This window comes from Rhodococcus sp. Z13 (genome assembly GCF_025837095.1).
Lineage (GTDB): Bacteria > Actinomycetota > Actinomycetes > Mycobacteriales > Mycobacteriaceae > Rhodococcus > Rhodococcus sacchari.
Map to the genome: position 1 here is coordinate 951,834 of NZ_CP107551.1, position 16,295 is coordinate 968,128.

General features: G+C 70.5%; 18 protein-coding genes. 10 read left to right on the forward strand and 8 right to left on the reverse strand.

Going from position 1 to position 16,295, the window contains the following annotated elements:
• Positions 1–57: 57 nt before the first annotated feature.
• Together OED52_RS04480 and OED52_RS04485 are read left to right on the forward strand one after the other, a co-directional pair.
• On the forward strand, positions 58–1,443 hold the full coding sequence (locus OED52_RS04480; protein ID WP_264153484.1) for an ATP-binding protein: 1,386 nt from the start codon (positions 58–60) through the stop codon (positions 1,441–1,443).
• Positions 1,443–3,377, forward strand: coding sequence for a vWA domain-containing protein (locus tag OED52_RS04485; RefSeq protein WP_264153485.1), 1,935 nt, complete (start codon positions 1,443–1,445; stop codon positions 3,375–3,377). Before OED52_RS04480 ends, OED52_RS04485 begins: the two co-directional genes overlap by 1 nt.
• Here the strand turns inward: OED52_RS04485 and OED52_RS04490 are convergent.
• The 4 genes from OED52_RS04490 to rpsR form a co-directional block, all read right to left on the reverse strand.
• Positions 3,374–4,558 (reverse strand): MFS transporter, encoded by a 1,185-nt coding sequence (locus OED52_RS04490; RefSeq protein WP_264153486.1) that lies wholly within the window; start codon positions 4,556–4,558, stop codon positions 3,374–3,376. The genes OED52_RS04485 and OED52_RS04490 overlap by 4 nt on opposite strands.
• Positions 4,559–4,592: 34 nt before the next feature.
• On the reverse strand, positions 4,593–4,985 hold the full coding sequence (locus OED52_RS04495) for a hypothetical protein (RefSeq protein ID WP_264153487.1): 393 nt from the start codon (positions 4,983–4,985) through the stop codon (positions 4,593–4,595).
• A gap of 29 nt (positions 4,986–5,014) precedes the next feature.
• A complete protein-coding gene (locus OED52_RS04500; protein ID WP_264153488.1) occupies positions 5,015–5,941 on the reverse strand; it encodes an AEC family transporter in 927 nt (308 codons plus the stop codon).
• 179 nt (positions 5,942–6,120) lie between these two features.
• Positions 6,121–6,378 (reverse strand): 30S ribosomal protein S18, encoded by a 258-nt coding sequence (rpsR, locus tag OED52_RS04505; protein WP_264153489.1) that lies wholly within the window; start codon positions 6,376–6,378, stop codon positions 6,121–6,123.
• 182 nt (positions 6,379–6,560) lie between these two features.
• Between rpsR and OED52_RS04510 the strand changes: the two genes are divergently transcribed.
• The 5 genes from OED52_RS04510 to OED52_RS04530 all read left to right on the forward strand — a co-directional run bounded on the left by OED52_RS04510 (position 6,561) and on the right by OED52_RS04530 (position 10,869).
• On the forward strand, positions 6,561–7,250 hold the full coding sequence (locus OED52_RS04510; protein ID WP_264153490.1) for a response regulator transcription factor: 690 nt from the start codon (positions 6,561–6,563) through the stop codon (positions 7,248–7,250).
• 8 nt (positions 7,251–7,258) lie between these two features.
• Entirely contained in the window at positions 7,259–8,659 is a 1,401-nt protein-coding gene (locus tag OED52_RS04515) for a HAMP domain-containing sensor histidine kinase (protein WP_264153491.1), read from the forward strand.
• A gap of 169 nt (positions 8,660–8,828) precedes the next feature.
• Positions 8,829–10,085, forward strand: a complete 1,257-nt coding sequence (locus tag OED52_RS04520) for a trypsin-like peptidase domain-containing protein (RefSeq protein WP_264153492.1) — start codon at positions 8,829–8,831, stop codon at positions 10,083–10,085.
• Between the two features lie 74 nt (positions 10,086–10,159).
• Entirely contained in the window at positions 10,160–10,657 is a 498-nt protein-coding gene (locus tag OED52_RS04525) for a MogA/MoaB family molybdenum cofactor biosynthesis protein (protein WP_264153493.1), read from the forward strand.
• A 5-nt stretch (positions 10,658–10,662) separates the two neighbouring features.
• Positions 10,663–10,869, forward strand: a complete 207-nt coding sequence (locus OED52_RS04530; protein WP_264153494.1) for a hypothetical protein — start codon at positions 10,663–10,665, stop codon at positions 10,867–10,869.
• 63 nt (positions 10,870–10,932) lie between these two features.
• Here the strand turns inward: OED52_RS04530 and mscL are convergent, their stop codons facing one another.
• From mscL to OED52_RS04550, 4 genes are all read right to left on the reverse strand, one after another.
• Positions 10,933–11,367 carry a large-conductance mechanosensitive channel protein MscL gene (gene mscL / locus OED52_RS04535; RefSeq protein WP_264153495.1) on the reverse strand — a complete coding sequence of 145 codons (435 nt, stop codon included), beginning with the start codon at positions 11,365–11,367 and terminating at the stop codon, positions 10,933–10,935.
• Between the two features lie 183 nt (positions 11,368–11,550).
• A complete protein-coding gene (locus OED52_RS04540) occupies positions 11,551–12,282 on the reverse strand; it encodes an SAF domain-containing protein (protein ID WP_264153496.1) in 732 nt (243 codons plus the stop codon).
• Between the two features lie 98 nt (positions 12,283–12,380).
• Positions 12,381–12,647, reverse strand: a complete 267-nt coding sequence (locus tag OED52_RS04545) for an FmdB family zinc ribbon protein (RefSeq protein WP_264153497.1) — start codon at positions 12,645–12,647, stop codon at positions 12,381–12,383.
• Positions 12,648–12,731: 84 nt separating this feature from the next.
• A complete protein-coding gene (locus tag OED52_RS04550) occupies positions 12,732–13,334 on the reverse strand; it encodes a 5-formyltetrahydrofolate cyclo-ligase (protein ID WP_264153498.1) in 603 nt (200 codons plus the stop codon).
• 60 nt (positions 13,335–13,394) lie between these two features.
• On the opposite strand from OED52_RS04550, the gene OED52_RS04555 reads away from it, so the two are divergent.
• The 3 genes from OED52_RS04555 to OED52_RS04565 are packed head-to-tail and all read left to right on the forward strand — an operon-like array spanning position 13,395 to position 16,238.
• Entirely contained in the window at positions 13,395–14,306 is a 912-nt protein-coding gene (locus tag OED52_RS04555; protein WP_264153499.1) for a UTP--glucose-1-phosphate uridylyltransferase, read from the forward strand.
• A 31-nt stretch (positions 14,307–14,337) separates the two neighbouring features.
• The gene (gene glp, locus OED52_RS04560) at positions 14,338–15,603 is read left to right on the forward strand and encodes a molybdotransferase-like divisome protein Glp (protein WP_264153500.1); all 1,266 of its coding nucleotides are present in this window, start codon (positions 14,338–14,340) and stop codon (positions 15,601–15,603) included.
• A complete protein-coding gene (locus tag OED52_RS04565; protein ID WP_264153501.1) occupies positions 15,603–16,238 on the forward strand; it encodes a GNAT family N-acetyltransferase in 636 nt (211 codons plus the stop codon). Before glp ends, OED52_RS04565 begins: the two co-directional genes overlap by 1 nt.
• Positions 16,239–16,295: the final 57 nt, after the last annotated feature.

The following is a 16,295-nucleotide window of genomic DNA, read 5'->3' on the forward strand; positions in this document are numbered from 1 at the left end:
GCGACACTCCTGTTCGGAGAGATGCCGAAATGCCGGTTCGGTCGTACCTTGGGTGGGGTGACGTCACCCACACCGCGCCCCGCCACTCTCGGAGAGCTCCGCGCCTCCGGTCACGTGTACCGGTCCGTCAAGGACGAGATCCGCCACAACCTGCTCGCCGCCCTGCGGGACGGCGCCGATCCGTGGCCCGGCATCCTCGGTTTCGAGGACACCGTCGTCCCGCAGCTCGAACGGGCGCTGATCGCCGGTCACGACGTGGTGCTGCTCGGGGAACGCGGTCAGGGCAAGACCCGCCTGCTGCGCACCCTGCCGTTGCTGCTCGACGAGTGGACCCCGGTCATCGCCGGTTCCGAGCTCGGCGAGCATCCCTACGAGCCGATCACCCCGGCGTCGATCCGCCGCGCCGCCGAACTCGGCGACGACCTGCCGGTCGCGTGGCGGCACCGCAGCGAGCGGTACGCCGAGAAGCTCGCGACCCCCGACACCTCCGTGGCCGACCTCGTCGGCGACGTCGACCCGGTGAAGGTCGCCGAGGGCCGCAGCCTCGGCGACCCCGAGACCATCCACTTCGGTCTGGTGCCCCGCGCGCACCGCGGCATCGTCGCGGTCAACGAGCTGCCCGATCTCGCCGAACGCATCCAGGTGGCGCTGCTCAACGTCATGGAGGAACGCGACATCCAGGTGCGCGGCTACACCCTGCGCCTGCCGCTGGACGTGTTGCTCGTCGCGAGCGCGAACCCCGAGGACTACACCAACCGCGGCCGGATCATCACCCCGCTCAAGGACCGCTTCGGGGCGGAGATCCGCACCCACTACCCGCCGCGCCTCGAGGACGAGGTCGCCGTCATCGAGCAGGAGGCCACGCTCCACGCCCGCGTCCCCGACTATCTGCTCGAGATCCTCGCCCGTTTCACCCGGTTGCTGCGCGAATCCACCTCCGTCGACCAGAGATCCGGTGTCTCGGCGCGGTTCGCGGTCGCCGGTGCGGAGACCGTCGCGGCGTCGGCGATGCACCGCGGCGCGATCCTCGGCGAGGACGATCCGGTCGCCCGGCCCGTCGACCTCGGCATCGTCGTGGAGGTGTTGCGTGGCAAGGTCGAGTTCGAATCCGGCGAGGAGGGAAGGGAATTCGAGATCCTCGACCATCTCCTGCGGCGCGCCACCGCGGAGACGGCACGGTCGCGGCTCGCGGGCATCGACCTCGCCCCGCTCGTTGCCGCCGTCGAACAGGGCGATCCGGTGATCACCGGCGAGCGCGTCACCGCCAAGGTGCTGCTCGACGAGCTGCCCGAACTGCCGGTGCTCGACGCCGTCGCCGATCGCCTCGGCGCCACCGACACCGGAACCCGCGCCGCGGCCGTAGAACTCGCGCTCGAGGGCCTGTACCTCGCGCGGCGGATCGCCAAGGAGACCGACGCGGACGGTTCGGCGGTGTACTCCTGATGAGCAGGTCGGCCCGTTACGGCCCGTACACCGGGGGTGATCCGCTCGCCCCGCCGGTGGACCTGCGCGACGCGCTCGCGGCGATCGGCGACGACGTCATGGCCGGGACGTCGCCGCACCGTGCCCTGCAGGAGTTGCTGCGACGCGGCTACGACGGCATGCGCGGCCTCGACAAGCTCGCCGCCCAGGCCAACCGGCGGCGCCGGGAGCTGCTGAACCGCACCAACCTCGACGGCACCCTCCGCGAGGTCCGCGAGCTGCTCGACCGGGCGGTACTCGAGGAACGCAAGGAACTGGCGCGGGCCCTCGACGACGACGCGCGGTTCGCGGAGATGCGCATCGCGGAACTGCCGCCCTCGACGGCCCGGGCCGTCCTGGAACTCGCCGATTACGACTGGCGCAGCTCCCAGGCCCGGGAGGACTACGAGAAGATCCGCGACCTGCTCGGCCGTGAGATGCTCGACCAGCGTTTCTCCGGGATGAAACAGGCCCTCGAGAACGCCACCGACGAGGATCGGCAACGCATCTCGGAGATGCTGAACGACCTCAACGACCTGCTCGACAAGCACGCCCGCGGTGAGGACACCGAGGAGGACTTCGAGCAGTTCATGGCCGAGCACGGCGAGTTCTTCCCGGAGAACCCGCAGAATGTCGAGGAACTGCTCGACTCCCTGGCCCGCCGCGCCGCCGCCGCACAACGGCTGCGCAACTCGCTCACCCCGGAGCAACGCGACGAACTCGACGCGCTGGCCCAGCAGGCGTTCGGTTCCCCGGACCTGATGAACCAGCTCGACCGGCTCGACGGGCACCTGCGCGCTGCCCGGCCGGGGGAGGACTGGAACGGCTCCGAACACGTCCGTGGCGAACAGGGTATGGGTCTCGGCGAGGCCACCACGGCGCTGCAGGAGATCTCGGAACTCGACCAGCTCGCCGAACAGCTGTCGCAGCAGTACGCGGGGGCGGCGCTCGACGACATCGACCTCGACCTGCTCGCCAGGCATCTCGGTCCCGAGGCCGCGGCGGACGCCCGCACCCTCGCCGAACTGGAGAAGGAACTGCAGCGGCAGGGCTTCTTCGACCGGGGTGCCGACGGACAGTGGCGTCTGTCGCCCAAGGCGATGCGCCGGCTCGGTGAGACCGCGCTGCGCGACGTCATGAACAGCATCTCCGCACGCACCGGGCAACGCGAGTCGCGGCGGGCGGGGATGCTGGGGGAGCCGACCGGCGCGTCGAAGGCATGGGAGTTCGGCGACACCGAACCGTGGGACGTCGTGCGCACCCTCACCAACGCGACACTGCGCAGTCCCGGCCTGCCCGTGCGGATGTCGGTGCAGGACGTCGAGGTGGTCGAGACCGAGCACCGGACCCAGGCGGCGGTCGCGCTGCTCGTCGACACGTCGTTCTCGATGGTCATGGACGGTCGCTGGGTGCCGATGAAACGCACCGCGCTGGCCCTGAACCACCTGGTGTCCACCCGTTTCCGCGGGGACGCGCTGCAGCTCATCGCGTTCGGCCGGCACGCCCGGGTGGTCACCGCCCCCGAACTCGCCGGGCTCGACGGAGTGTACGAGCAGGGGACCAACCTGCACCACGCCCTGATGCTCGCGGGCCGGCATCTTCGGCGGCATCCCAACGCGCAGCCGGTGGTCTTCGTCGTCACCGACGGCGAACCCACCGCGCACCTCGAGGCCGACGGCTACGCGGTCTTCGACTACCCGCCGAGCTCACGCACGCTGGGGCTGACCGTGCGGGAACTCGACCACATCACGAACCTCGGTGCGCAGGTGACCATCTTCCGGCTCGGCAACGACCCCGGACTCGCGCGGGTCGTGGACGCGCTGGCCCGGCGCGCGGGCGGACGGGTCGTCGCACCGGATCTCGACGGTCTCGGGGCGGCGGTGGTCGGCGACTACATGCGGGTGCGGCGCCGCTAGGCGGATCGGACGGACGGGAAGGCCCGCCAGGTCGACCACGCCGCGCTGCTCAGCATCGCCGCGGTGACCCAGAACAGCGACGCGACACCCGTGGTGCCCGCGACGGCACCGGCACCCAGGGGCACCGCGACCTGGGCGAGCCGGTTGCCGGTGAGCCGCACCGCGAGTGCCGACGCCCGGTCCGAGGGCGCCACCAGCTCCACCACCCAGGTCATCGTCAGCGGCTGGCCGGCGCCCCAGAACACCCCGCACACCGCGAGCATCGCACCGATGAACCACGGATTCGGCACCAGCGGCACGAGGGCGATCGGAACGACGGTGCCGGCGGTCGCGGCGAACAGCACCCACTTGCGGGGCAGACGGTGCAACGCCCAGGGCAGCAATGCGCGGGAGACGATCGACGCGACGGTGCGGGCGGTGAGCAGCACCGTCACCAGCAGCACGCTGAAACCGAATTCCTCACCCAGCAACGGCAGGTAGGCGACGACCAGGTCCAGCGACGCGAGCACCACCATGCTCGACAGCAAGGCGGGTTTCATACCGCGCATGCCGAGCATGGACCGCACCGATTGGGGTGCCTTGTCGCCGGCCTGCCGTCCCGAACCCGGTTCCTGTCGCAGCCCGAGGATCAAAGGCAGCGCCAGTGCCGCGGCGACGGTCATGGTGAGCAGGGCACCCGTCGTCTCCACGGGGCCGCCGTCCGAACCGGTATGGGCGATGAGACCCGCCACCGGAACGCCGAGGGCCTGGCCGATCGACACGCCGAGCGTCATGCCTGCGAAGCCGCGGTCGAGTTCGCCGGGACGCGACAGGATCGACACGAACGCCTGCCCCGACACCGTCGCCAGCAACTGGCCGAGACCGAGGACGACGTTGCCCAGGGCCAGCACGACCAGGCCCGAACTGAACGCGATCAGCGCGCCGCCGAGGGCGGTGACCGCGATGCCGAGCCGCAGCACGAGGGTGGCGTGCCCGCGGTCGACGGTGCGTCCGAGCCACACCGCGGCGAGGAGGGGCACCAGCGCGTAGAGGGCGGTGATGATGCCGATCGTCGTCGCGTCGCCGCCGAGGGCGAGGGTCCGGTAGGACACCAGGACACGGATCGACTGGAAGGCGGCGTGCAGCAGGGCAGTGGACACGCTCAGGTAGAGCAGCCAGTGCCGCGGGGCGCGGGCCGTCACGCCGTGGCGGCAGTGAGGACGATCGTTCGCATGGCTACACAGTAGTCACGGCGCGGTCACCGACCGGCGCACGGAGCGGCACCTCGAGGATCCCGGTGACGGCGATCATGATGCACATCCGGTCCTGTGCCTCCGGCAGGGTCCCGCCGACGAGCGTCACCTCCACCAGTTCGTCGGTCTCGGTGACGGTCGCGTCCACCCCGAAGCACTCGGGGGTGCCCGTCTCGAAGTGCAGCGCGATCCGGTCGTCGGCGACCTGCGACCACGAGTCGACGGGAAGCGGATGGGGTTCGACGACGTCCGGTCGCGGCTCGAACACCGTCGCACCCTCCGGCACGGGACGCTCGGGAACCGCCAGGACGTCGGGTCCGCTCGACCCGCAGGACACGGTCACCAGGCTGCACAGGGCGAGGACGAGCGCACGCATGCCCCCACCGTAGGGGCACGGGAGGAGAGTCAGGCGAGCAATCCGGCGATCACACCGATCGCCGGGATCGACGCGAGGGTGGTGACCAGCGCGGAATCGCGGGCGAGCACCATGCCCCGCCCGTACGCGCTGGCGTAGACGAACACGTTCTGCGCGGTGGGCAGCGCGGCGACCACGACCACGGCGAACAACGCGTGGTCCTCGAGGCCGAACAGGAACCGGCCCATCAGGTAGGCGAGCACCGGCTGCACGAGGATCTTCAGCACCGACGCGAGCGCGATGTCGCGGCGCGGGCTCGTGCCTTTCTCCAGCACCCGCACACCCTGCAGCGACAATCCGAACGCGAGCAGCGCTCCGGGCACCGAGGCCCCACCGAGCAGGCTGAACGGTTCCATGACCGCCTCGGGCGGGGTCCATCCGCTGATCGCGATCGCCAGACCGGCCGCGGCCGCCACGACGATTGGGTTCTTGAACGGCGCGAGCAGGGTGTCGAGCCGTGACGCCCCCGCCCGCATCGTCGACAGGTCGAGCATCGTCAGCGCGATGGGTGAGAGCACGACGATCTGGAACAACAGCAGCGGAGCGACGATGGACGCGTCGCCGAGCACGAACACCGCGATCGGGATGCCGAGGTTCGCGGAGTTCACGTAGCCCGCGCACAGCGCCCCGATGGTCAGTTCGGGAACCGCGCGGCGCAGCCAGATCCTCGCGACGACGAAGTACAGGATCGCCACCGCGAACGCCGTCGCTGCGGCGATGTAGAGGTTCGCGGAGAAGATCACCGACAGGTCGGACGACGCGAGCACGTCGAACAGCAGCGCGGGGGTGGCGACGAAGAAGACGAGCCGGCTGAGCACGGTCTGCGCTTCGAGTCCGAGGGTGCCGAGGCGCCCGAGCATGAAGCCGATCGCGATGATCACGAAGATGACAGTGAAACCCGCGACCACGCCCGACACGGTTGCTCAGTCTAAGGATCCCGCGATATCCACCCGGCACCGGACCGGACGAAGAGCCGAGACCGGTGTTGTTCTCGATTCTCCTGCGGATTCCCGCGAACAACGTCGGTCTCGGCAGACGTACACACGACGAAGCCGCCCCGGCCGATGCAGGCGGGGCGGCTTCGTGACGCTTCGTCCTACTTGCTGCTGACGTAGGGGAGCAGAGCCATCTCGCGGGCGTTCTTCACCGCAGTGGCGACCTGACGCTGCTGCTGCGGGGTCAGGCCCGTGACGCGACGGCTGCGGATCTTGCCGCGGTCCGAGATGAAGGTACGGAGGAGGTTCACGTCCTTGTAGTCGACGTGGTCGATCTTCGCCGCGAAGAGCGGGTTCTTCTTGGGCTTGCGGCCCTCGACGGCACGCGACTTCTTCGACGTTCCTCGCTTGTTTGCCATATCTCGCTCCTCACCAGCTCTACCAGCGGACGCCGGGGCTTCCCTCGCCGGGCGAGCTCACCGTTCGACTACGTCCCGTATCGGTCCATGGTAACGGAGACACCGAGGGGTCCGTTCCGCCAGGACGACATCACACTCCCGCTCTCAGGACGTTCTCATGGGGACGGTCCACAATGGTGATCATGCGCATTCTGGTGGTCGACGACGACCGGGCAGTGCGGGAGTCGCTACGCCGGTCACTCAGCTTCAACGGATACAGCGTCGACCTCGCGACCGACGGACAGGACGCTCTCGAACAGGTTGCGGCGTCACGGCCCGACGCCATGGTGCTCGACGTCATGATGCCGCGCGTCGACGGCCTCGAGGTGTGCCGGCGGCTGCGCAGCACCGGCGACGACCTGCCGATCCTCGTCCTGACCGCGCGCGACTCCGTCTCCGAGCGGGTCGCCGGTCTGGATGCGGGAGCCGACGACTACCTGCCCAAGCCGTTCGCACTGGAGGAACTGCTCGCCCGTCTGCGGGCGCTGTTGCGGCGGGCCGCGCCCGATCCGGATGCATCCGCCGACGAGGTACTGCGGTTCGAGGATCTGAGCCTCAATCCGGCGACCCGCGAGGTGAAGCGGGGCGACCGGGACATCAGCCTCACCCGCACGGAGTTCTCGCTCATGGAGATGCTCATGGCGAATCCGCGCCGGGTGCTCTCACGCAGCCGCATCCTCGAGGAAGTGTGGGGCTACGACTTCCCGACCTCGGGCAACGCACTCGAGGTGTACATCGGGTATCTGCGGCGCAAGACCGAGGCGGGCGGGGAGCCGCGCCTGATCCACACCGTGCGCGGGGTCGGGTACGTGCTGCGCGAGACGCCGCCGTGAGTTCCCCGATGCGGCCTCCTCTCCTGTTGACCCGTTCGGTTCCCTTGCGCACCCGCGTCACCCTGCTGGCGGCGGGCGCGGTGGCCCTCGCCGTCGCGGTCACCTCCATCGCCGCCTACGCCGTGGTGTCGCGGGCACTGTACGCCGACGTCGACACGCAGCTGCGGGCCCGGGCGTCCGCGCTCGTCGAGTCGAGCACGCTCATCACCTACGACCCCCGCTACATCGGTGGGGCGCAGCTCTACAGCTCCGACATCAGCGTCGCGCTGATCTACTCCGATCTCCGGCGCTACGTGCCGCCCGGCTCGTCGGTGCCGATCGGCGAACCCGAACTCGCCGTGGCGGAGGGCGAACGCGACTCGTCGCTGCGCACCGTCGCGCAGCAGCGGGTGCTCGCGCAGCGCATGCCCGACGGCAGCACCGTCGTCATCGCCCAGCGGCTGCGGCCCACAGCGGAGATCCTCAACCGGCTCGCGAGCGTGCTGTTCGTCGTCGGCGGATGCGGGGTGGTGCTCGCCGCGGCGGTCGGCGCCACGGTCGGCCGCACCGGCCTGCGACCGGTCGCCCGGCTCACCGCCGCGGCGGAACGCGTCGCCCGCACCGACGACCTGCGGCCCATCCGCGTGACCGGCCACGACGAGCTCGCCCGCCTCACCGAGAGCTTCAACATGATGCTGCGGGCGCTCGCCGAGTCGCGGGAGCGGCAGAGCCGTCTGGTCGCCGATGCCGGCCACGAACTCAAGACCCCGCTGACCTCGCTGCGCACCAACATGGAGTTGCTCATCGCCGCGAGCCGGCCGGGCGCGCCGAGCCTGCCCGACGAGGACATGGCCGAACTCCGCGAGGACGTCATGGCCCAGATCGAGGAACTGTCGACGCTGGTCGGCGACCTCGTCGACCTCGCCCGGGAGGACGCGCCGGAGACGGTGTTCGAGGTGGTCGACGTCGCCGAGGTGGTCGACCGCAGCCTCGAACGCGCGCGACGCCGCCGCACCGACGTCGAGTTCCGGGTGACCACCGAGCCGTGGTTCGTCTTCGGTGACCACGCCGGGCTCACCCGCGCGGTGGTCAACGTGCTCGACAACGCCGCGAAGTGGAGCCCGGCGGGGGAGGACGTGCTGGTGCGGATGCGGCAGCTCGGCACCGGCCTGATGGAACTGACCGTCGACGACGCCGGCCCGGGTATCCCCGAGGAGGAACGCGAGCTCGTGTTCGAGCGGTTCTACCGCGCGACGACAGCCCGGTCGATGCCCGGCTCCGGGTTGGGTCTGGCCATCGTGCGGCAGATCGTCATGAAGCACGGCGGCACCATCGCCGTCGACCGTTCCGAACGCGGCGGTGCCCTGATCCGCATCGTGCTGCCGGGCGCCTCCCATCTCGAGGACGAACCGTCCCGGGAACACGGATGAACGACACATTTTCGACAGGGAACTCGAGGTTGCTTCTGAGCCGGCTCTCAGACTGCGGGGCCATCCTGGAGACAGGACGGGCGTCCGGGAGACGCCCTCGAGCGATTCGGGCACCTGCCGCCGTCGAGCCGGTGCGGTGTCCCCGGCCGACGAAGATGGGAAGTGACGAATGACCGATGATCCGACCCGCGGTGCCGGCGTGCCGCAGCAGCCCCAGCCCGGTCCCTACGGTGCCGGGGGGTACAACCCGTACGCCCACACGACGCCGCAGCCGACCCAGCCCTATCAGGTGCCGCCGCAGGCACCCCAGCCCGGCCAGGCACCCCAGCCGGCGCAGTCCCCGCGGATGCCGGGTCGTTCCGCGCTGGTGATCGGAGCCGTCGCGCTCGCACTGGTCAGCGGCGGTATCGGTGGTGCGGTGGGCGCCTGGTCGGTGCGCGACTCGTCGGACGGCGCGGTGGTCAATGCCCTGGACGCCCCCACCCCGCAGACCACGACGGTCTCGAACGCGCCCGAGGGCAGCGTGCAGGCCGTCGCCGACAGGGTGGTTCCGAGCGTCGTGCGCATCGAGGTCCTGGGCCGGACCGGTGCAGGCGAGGGATCGGGTGTGATCCTGTCCTCCGACGGACTGATCCTCACCAACAACCACGTCGTCTCGGGCGCCGGGCCGGGTGCGCGGCTCACCGTCTACTTCTCCGACGGGTCCACCGCCCCCGCGACGGTCGTCGGTGCCGACGCCGTCTCGGACGTCGCGGTGATCCGCACCGAGGGACGCAACGACCTGACGCCCATCGAGCTCGGCAGCGCCGCGAACCTCGACGTCGGTCAGGCCGTGGTGGCGGTCGGTTCACCGCTCGGCCTGCAGAGCACGGTCACTGCGGGCATCGTCTCGGCGCTCAACCGACCCGTCTCCACCAGCGGCGACATGGCCAGCCAGGCGTCGGTGATCGACGCCATCCAGACCGACGCCGCGATCAACCCGGGCAACTCGGGGGGTGCGCTCGTCGACATGGAGGGCCGCCTCGTCGGCATCAACACCGCCATCGCGACCGCGGGCGGGCAGTCGGGATCCATCGGTCTCGGCTTCGCCATCCCCGTCGAGCAGGCCCGGCGGGTCGCGCAGGAGCTGATCGACACCGGTAAGGCCACCCACGCGATCATCGGCGTGCAGGTCCCCTCGCAGGACAACGTCTACGGGGCGCGCGTCGTGGAGATCGTGCCCGACGGGCCGGCCGCCCGGGCGGGGATCCCCAAGGACGCCGTCATCGTCCGTGTCGACGACCGGGTGATCACCGACGGCGACTCGCTCATCGCTGCGATCCGGTCGAAGGCACCGGGGGAGAGCGTGAAGATCACCTACCGCACTCCCGACGGCACCGAGACCACGGTCGACGTCGAAACCGCCGCGGACTCCGCCGGCCGATAGGAACCGACATGGACATAGTTCGCAATCCGGTACAAGAGCCGCGTTCGTCCGGGGCTCGAACTACCGTGGACCTCATGGAACTCGAAGCCCCCAGGATCGGTCGCGCACTGGTCGTGATCGTCGACGATCGTGTCTCCCACGGCGACAGCGAGGACTCGGCGGGACCTCTCGTCACCGAGCTTCTCGTCGAGGGTGGTTTCGCCGTCGACGGTGTCGTCACCGTCGCCGCCGACGAGGTCGAGATCCGGAATGCGCTGAACACCGCGGTGATCGGTGGCGTGGACCTGGTGGTGTCCGTGGGTGGCACCGGAGTGACCCCGCGCGACGTGACCCCCGACGCGACCGAGAACGTGCTCGACCACGAGATCCGCGGTATCGCCGAGGCGTTGCGCGCGTCCGGCCTGGCCTCGGGTGCGCTCGACGCCGGCTTGTCGCGCGGACTGGTCGGGGTGTCGGGGTCGACGTTGGTGGCCAATCTCGCGTCGTCGCGGCCCGCGATCCGCGACGGGATGGCGACGCTGCTTCCGCTGGCGTCGCATGTCATCGAGGAACTGTCGCGGGTGGAGGAGTAGAAGCAGTGACGAACGGTCGCTCTCGCGAGCACGACGAGAAGAGCGACTCGCAGAAGGCGAGCCGGGCCCGGATCGATCGGGCGCGGCTCGCCCGTATCTTCGGCGACGTACTGCCGGAGACCACGCGGGACGAACGAGGAGTGGACGACGCCCGGGGCGAGAGCGCCGACGAGTGGCTCCGCAGGCAGGTGCCGCCCCACCACGGTGGATGATCCGCCGCTCGACTCGCCGAGCGGCGACCCCGTCGTACCGAGGGGGCGTACTGCGGGGGCCGGTTACTCGGTGCGGGGAGCGGGCTTGGCGTGCGCGCCACCCGCGCCGGACTGCGTGGCCTGTGCTTCGAGGATGTCGCGGATCTGGATGAGCAGATCCTCGGCGCTGGCCTGCTTGTCCTCGGGCTCGGTGACGAACTTCTTCTTCGCGGCGTTGGCCGGGACGATGAGGACGAAGTAGACCACCGCGGCGATGATGACGAAGTTGATGATCGCCGAGACCACCGCGCCGATGTTGACGAAGGTCGCGGGGTTGTCGCCGATGATCTGGAAGCCCCAGCCCATCTCGTTGTCGCCGCCGACCGCGCTGATGAGCGGCTCGATGATGTACTCGGTGAAGGCCGTGACGATCGCGGTGAACGCCGCGCCGACCACGACGGCGACGGCCAGGTCGAGAACGTTGCCTCTGAGCAGGAAGTCCTTGAAGCCCTTCAGCATGGTGTGCTCCTTCTCGCGGCCGGTCCGTCGGAGCCGCGCTGTGCGGGTGGGTCGCAGGGACTTCCACACGATAGACCGGTAGGTCCGTTTCCAGGGGCGATTCCGGGCATCGCGATGCCCCTGTGGCGGCTGTGTCCTCGAGCACGGACGAAGTCCCTCGGGTGCAGATGCAGGCAGATGTGGTCAGTGCAGGGTGACGGTGAGAGCACTGACGAGGGATGCCGCCGCGACCGCCGTGGCCTGCTCGGCCTCCAGCGCGACCAGCACCACCCGTTCGCTGCGGTCCCGCGCCGGGCCGGCCGCCTCCGCCAGCACGACGATCGCCCCGCGCGCCAGGACGTGCGCGCCCGGCAGTGCGTCCTCGGCGCCGTCGGCCACGGTGAGGACGTCGACCCGGTCGCCTTCGCGGAGGAGTTCGCCGACTCCGGCGTCGGCGAGACGGATGGGCACCACACGCGCCTCGGGGGTGCCGGTCGCCGCAGCGGCCAGGCGCGGCCCGAGGATCCGCAGGTCCACGAGGGCCTCCCCGGCGGGGACCGGGCCGGCGAGGATGTGCCCGAGGGCCTCGTCGGCCTCGGTCAGGGTTCCCGAGGCGAGGGTCGAGGCGTCGCGGTCGACCACCGTGACGTCGTCGGCGGTCAGGACGTGGCCGGGCGGGAGATCGCGGGTGGCGACGAGGGCGGGCGCACGATCGCCGTCCGGGTCGCTGCGCAGTGCGAGGAGCACGGCGAGGGCGGTGAGCACCCCCGCGGCGATCCGGCGGGCCCGGAGGATGCGGGTGCGGCCGGGGCGGAGCAGTTCGGCGAGCCGATCGGGCAGTGTCGGTTGCAGTGCACCGGACCGCACCGGCTGCCGCGCGGTGCGGTGCGCGGAGGAACTCTCACGACGGGTGAACGAGAACGGGCCGGCGGGCATGTCCCGAACCTAGGAGGTCGGAACGGCCCGTCGGCCTCGTGAAGCGTTCTCCGGCGGCGTTCTGTGGATGAACTCGCCGCCTGTGGATTACCGGGTGATCAGCTCGCTGCGGCGGCCGCGGTGGACGAGCTGCTGTCGCTCGACGAGGAGCTCGAGCTCGACGAGGCCGACTCGCTGGCGGTGCTGCCGTTGCGGGAGTCGGTGCGGTAGAAACCGCTGCCCTTGAAGACGATGCCGACGGAGTTGAACAGCTTGCGCAGCTTGCCCTGGCACTGCGGGCACTCGGTGAGGGAATCGTCGCTGAAGGACTGCACGATGTCGAACTTGTTGTCGCAGGCCGTGCAGGCATATGAGTAGGTGGGCACCGGTTGATCCTCCGCCAGTTCGTCGTACCACAGCGTTCGTGGGGCTGCAGTCTTAGCACTCTACCGTCGACAGTGCCAACAGCGCTAGGAAGTGTGTTGTTCCGCACGGTCGTCGCTACCGAGGCGGACCAGCCCTTTCCCCGGCGTGAGGGCCCAGCCCATGCGGACGTCGTGCGGATCCTCCGGAAGTTCGTCGACCAGCTCGTCGTCCCGGACCACCGCGATGATCGCCGCGTCGGGGGAGACCAGGTGCAGACTGCGGTCGTAGAAACCCGCGCCGCGTCCCAGGCGCACGCCCCGCACGTCCACCGCGAGAGCCGGGACGAGCACCGTGTGGGCCCGCGCGACGGCCTCGGGCGGCAGGATCTCCCCGCCCGGCTCACGGAGACCGAAATCCGCCGCGACCAGCGAATCCTCTCCGAGATAGGGGGCCCACGACAACGGCTCACCGGCGCGGGTGACGGGCACGAGCACCGTGCACCCCGCCTCCACCAGCACGTCGAGCAGGGCCAGGGAACCGGGTTCGGAACCGACCGGTACGTACGCGCACACGACGGAGCCGGCGGGGGCGAGCGTCGCGGCCACGGTGGCGAGGGCGGTGTCCTCGATCCGCCGCCTGGCCGCAGGCAGCCCGCGGCGGGCTGTCAGAATGCGGTCACGCCAGACGGCCTTGGGGGAAGAGGTCATGTCGGCGCCTTACGATCACGGAGCCACCGTTCCAGGTGGTCGAAGTTAGGGTGGGAGTCTATGACGAACAGTACGACCGGAGGCACGCGGCACTTCAAGACCGCGGTTGTCCCCGCAGCAGGCATGGGGACACGCTTCCTTCCCGCGACCAAGACGGTCCCGAAGGAACTTCTTCCGGTGGTCGACACGCCCGGTATCGAGCTGGTTGCGGGCGAGGCGGCCGACTCGGGCGCCGAGCGCCTTCTCATCGTGACCTCGCCGGGCAAGGACGGCGTGGTCGCCCATTTCGTCGAGGACCTCGTCCTCGAGTCGAAGCTGGAGGAGAAGGGCAAGTACGAGCTCCTCGCGAAGGTCCGCAAGGCGCCGGGCCTGCTCGAGGTGGAGTCGGTGATCCAGGAGCAGCCGCTCGGTCTCGGGCACGCCGTGGCGTGCGCGGAGTCGGCGCTCGATCCCGACGAGGACGCCATCGCCGTGCTGCTGCCCGACGACCTCGTGCTGCCCGTCGGCGTGCTCGAGACCATGCAGCGTGTCCGCGCCAAGCGCGGCGGCTCGGTGCTGTGCGCGATCGACGTTCCCAAGGATCAGGTCAGCGCCTACGGCGTCTTCGACGTCGAGCCCGTGCCCGACGCGGTGAACCCCGACGTCCTCAAGGTGCTCGGCATGGTCGAGAAGCCCGCCATCGAGGATGCGCCGTCGACCTTCGCCGCGGCCGGCCGCTACCTGCTCGACCGTGCGATCTTCGACGCGCTGCGCCGCATCGAGCCCGGCGCCGGCGGAGAACTGCAGCTCACCGACGCGATCGCGCTGCTCATCTCCGAGGGCCACCCGGTCCACGTGGTGGTGCACCGCGGCACCCGACACGACCTCGGAAATCCCGGGGGCTATCTGCGCGCTGCGGTTGACTCGGCGTTGAACACGGAAGAGTACGGGCCCTCGCTGCGCGAGTGGCTCATCGAGCGCCTGAAGCGCTGACTGCCGGACGGGCTGGAGGACGAGAAGCAGTATGCGGTCGGTTGAGGATCAGCAGGCCAGGGTCACGGCAGCAGCGGTGGCGCCCCGGCCGGTCCGGGTGGCGATCTCCGAGGCGCAGGGTCTGCTGTGCGCGGAGGAAGTGGTCACCGAGCGGCCACTGCCCGGCTTCGACCAGGCCGCCATCGACGGCTACGCCGTCCGCAGCGTCGACCTCCAGCCCCCGGCCGCCGACCAGGACTCCGGCGAGGAGGGTGCCGCGCCTGCCGAGGTGACCCTTCCCGTCGTCGGGGAGGTGCGGGCCGGGTCCCGGCAGCCCATCCGGCTGCAGCCGCGTCAGGCCGTGCGCGTCGACACGGGCGCCCCGCTGCCGACCCTCGCCGACGCCGTGCTGCCGCTCGACAACACCGACCGCGGCGCGGCCCGGATCAAGGTGCTCGAACCGGTCCGGTCCGGCGACTACGTGCGCCGCACCGGCGACGACGTCCAGCCGGGCGACGTCGCGGTACGGGCCGGCACGATCATCGGCGCCGCCCAGGTCGGCCTGCTCGCGGCGGTCGGCCGCGACAAGGTGCTCGTCCATCCGCGTCCCCGCCTGTCGGTCATCTCGGTGGGCGGTGAACTCGTCGACATCGACCGCACGCCCGGCCCCGGCCAGGTCTACGACGTGAACTCCTACGCGCTCGCCGCCGCGGCCCGTGACGCCGGCGCCGACGTCAACCGGGTCGGCATCGCCGGTACCGACCCGAAGCGGCTGCGCGAGGTCGTCGAGGGTCAGCTGATCCGCGCCGAGATCGTGGTGATCGCCGGTGCCGTGGGCGGCGGTGCCCTCGAGGAGGTCCGCGAGGCGCTGTCCGATCTCGGGGAACTCGAGGTCGAGCGGATCGCGATGCACCCCGGCTCGGTCCAGGGCTTCGGCCGGCTCGGCCGCGACGAGGTCCCGACCTTCCTGCTGCCCGCCAACCCGGTGAGCGCGCTGGTCGTCTTCGAGGTGATGGTCCGTCCGCTGATCCGCATCGCCCTCGGCCGCCGCCAGCCGATGCGCCGCATCGTCTCGGCCCGCACGGTCGCGCCGATCACCTCAATCCCGGGTCGCAAGGGCTTCCTGCGCGGGCAGCTCATGCGCGACGAGACCACCGGCGACTATCTCGTGCAGGCCCTCGGTGGGGCGGCCGGGTCGTCGTCGCACCTGCTCGCCACCCTCGCCGAGGCCAACTGTCTCGTCATCGTCGACCCCGACGTCTCCGAGATCCGCACGGGAGATCAGGTGGACGTCGCGTTCCTCGGGCAGCGTGGTTGATGACCCGTCATCCGGGCTGGCCGGCTGAGCTCGGGCCGTTGCGGGTGGCGGGGGGAGTGGTGACCGTGCGGCCCGTGCGGCTGCGCGACGCCTCAGCGTGGAGCCGCCTCCGTCTCCGCGACCGCGCCCATCTCGAACCATGGGAACCCACCGGCGAGGCCCCCTGGGACCTGCGGCACCACATCTCCGTGTGGCCCGGCCTGTACCGGAGCCTGCGCGCCGAGGCGCGCAAGGGCGGCATGTTGCCGATGGTGATCGAACTCGACGGCCGGTTCTGCGGTCAGCTCACCGTCGGCAACATCGTGCGTGGCGCGCTGCGGTCGGCGTGGATCGGCTACTGGGTCGAGAAGGAGGTCAACGGCCTCGGTGTGGCGACCGCCGCGGTGGCGCTCGGCCTCGACCACTGTTTCGGCCCCGTGGGACTGCATCGCGTGGAGGCCACCGTGCGGCCCGAGAACGACGCCAGCCGCGCGGTACTGCGCAACGTCGGTTTCCGTGAGGAGGGCCTGCTGAAACGCTATCTCGACGTGGCGGGCCGTTTCCGTGATCATCTTCTGGTGGCCATGACGGTCGAGGAGGTTCCGGGGACGGTCTCGGATCGCCTCGTCCGCGCCGGTCGCGCCTCCTGGACCTGAACCCCGGCATTCCTCTCGAGTCGGATACGTCCGGATGTGTAACGCAGGTTACGTCGA

Coding starts and splice junctions, on each gene's coding strand:
- OED52_RS04485 (WP_264153485.1), top strand. CDS start 1,443: ATGAGCAGGTCGGCCCGTTACGGCCCGTACACCGGGGGTGATCCGCTC.
- OED52_RS04495 (WP_264153487.1), bottom strand. CDS start 4,985: ATGCGTGCGCTCGTCCTCGCCCTGTGCAGCCTGGTGACCGTGTCCTGC.
- rpsR (WP_264153489.1), bottom strand. CDS start 6,378: ATGGCAAACAAGCGAGGAACGTCGAAGAAGTCGCGTGCCGTCGAGGGC.
- OED52_RS04510 (WP_264153490.1), top strand. CDS start 6,561: ATGCGCATTCTGGTGGTCGACGACGACCGGGCAGTGCGGGAGTCGCTA.
- OED52_RS04515 (WP_264153491.1), top strand. CDS start 7,259: ATGCGGCCTCCTCTCCTGTTGACCCGTTCGGTTCCCTTGCGCACCCGC.
- OED52_RS04520 (WP_264153492.1), top strand. CDS start 8,829: ATGACCGATGATCCGACCCGCGGTGCCGGCGTGCCGCAGCAGCCCCAG.
- OED52_RS04525 (WP_264153493.1), top strand. CDS start 10,160: ATGGAACTCGAAGCCCCCAGGATCGGTCGCGCACTGGTCGTGATCGTC.
- mscL (WP_264153495.1), bottom strand. CDS start 11,367: ATGCTGAAGGGCTTCAAGGACTTCCTGCTCAGAGGCAACGTTCTCGAC.
- OED52_RS04540 (WP_264153496.1), bottom strand. CDS start 12,282: ATGCCCGCCGGCCCGTTCTCGTTCACCCGTCGTGAGAGTTCCTCCGCG.
- OED52_RS04550 (WP_264153498.1), bottom strand. CDS start 13,334: ATGACCTCTTCCCCCAAGGCCGTCTGGCGTGACCGCATTCTGACAGCC.
- OED52_RS04555 (WP_264153499.1), top strand. CDS start 13,395: ATGACGAACAGTACGACCGGAGGCACGCGGCACTTCAAGACCGCGGTT.
- glp (WP_264153500.1), top strand. CDS start 14,338: ATGCGGTCGGTTGAGGATCAGCAGGCCAGGGTCACGGCAGCAGCGGTG.
- OED52_RS04565 (WP_264153501.1), top strand. CDS start 15,603: ATGACCCGTCATCCGGGCTGGCCGGCTGAGCTCGGGCCGTTGCGGGTG.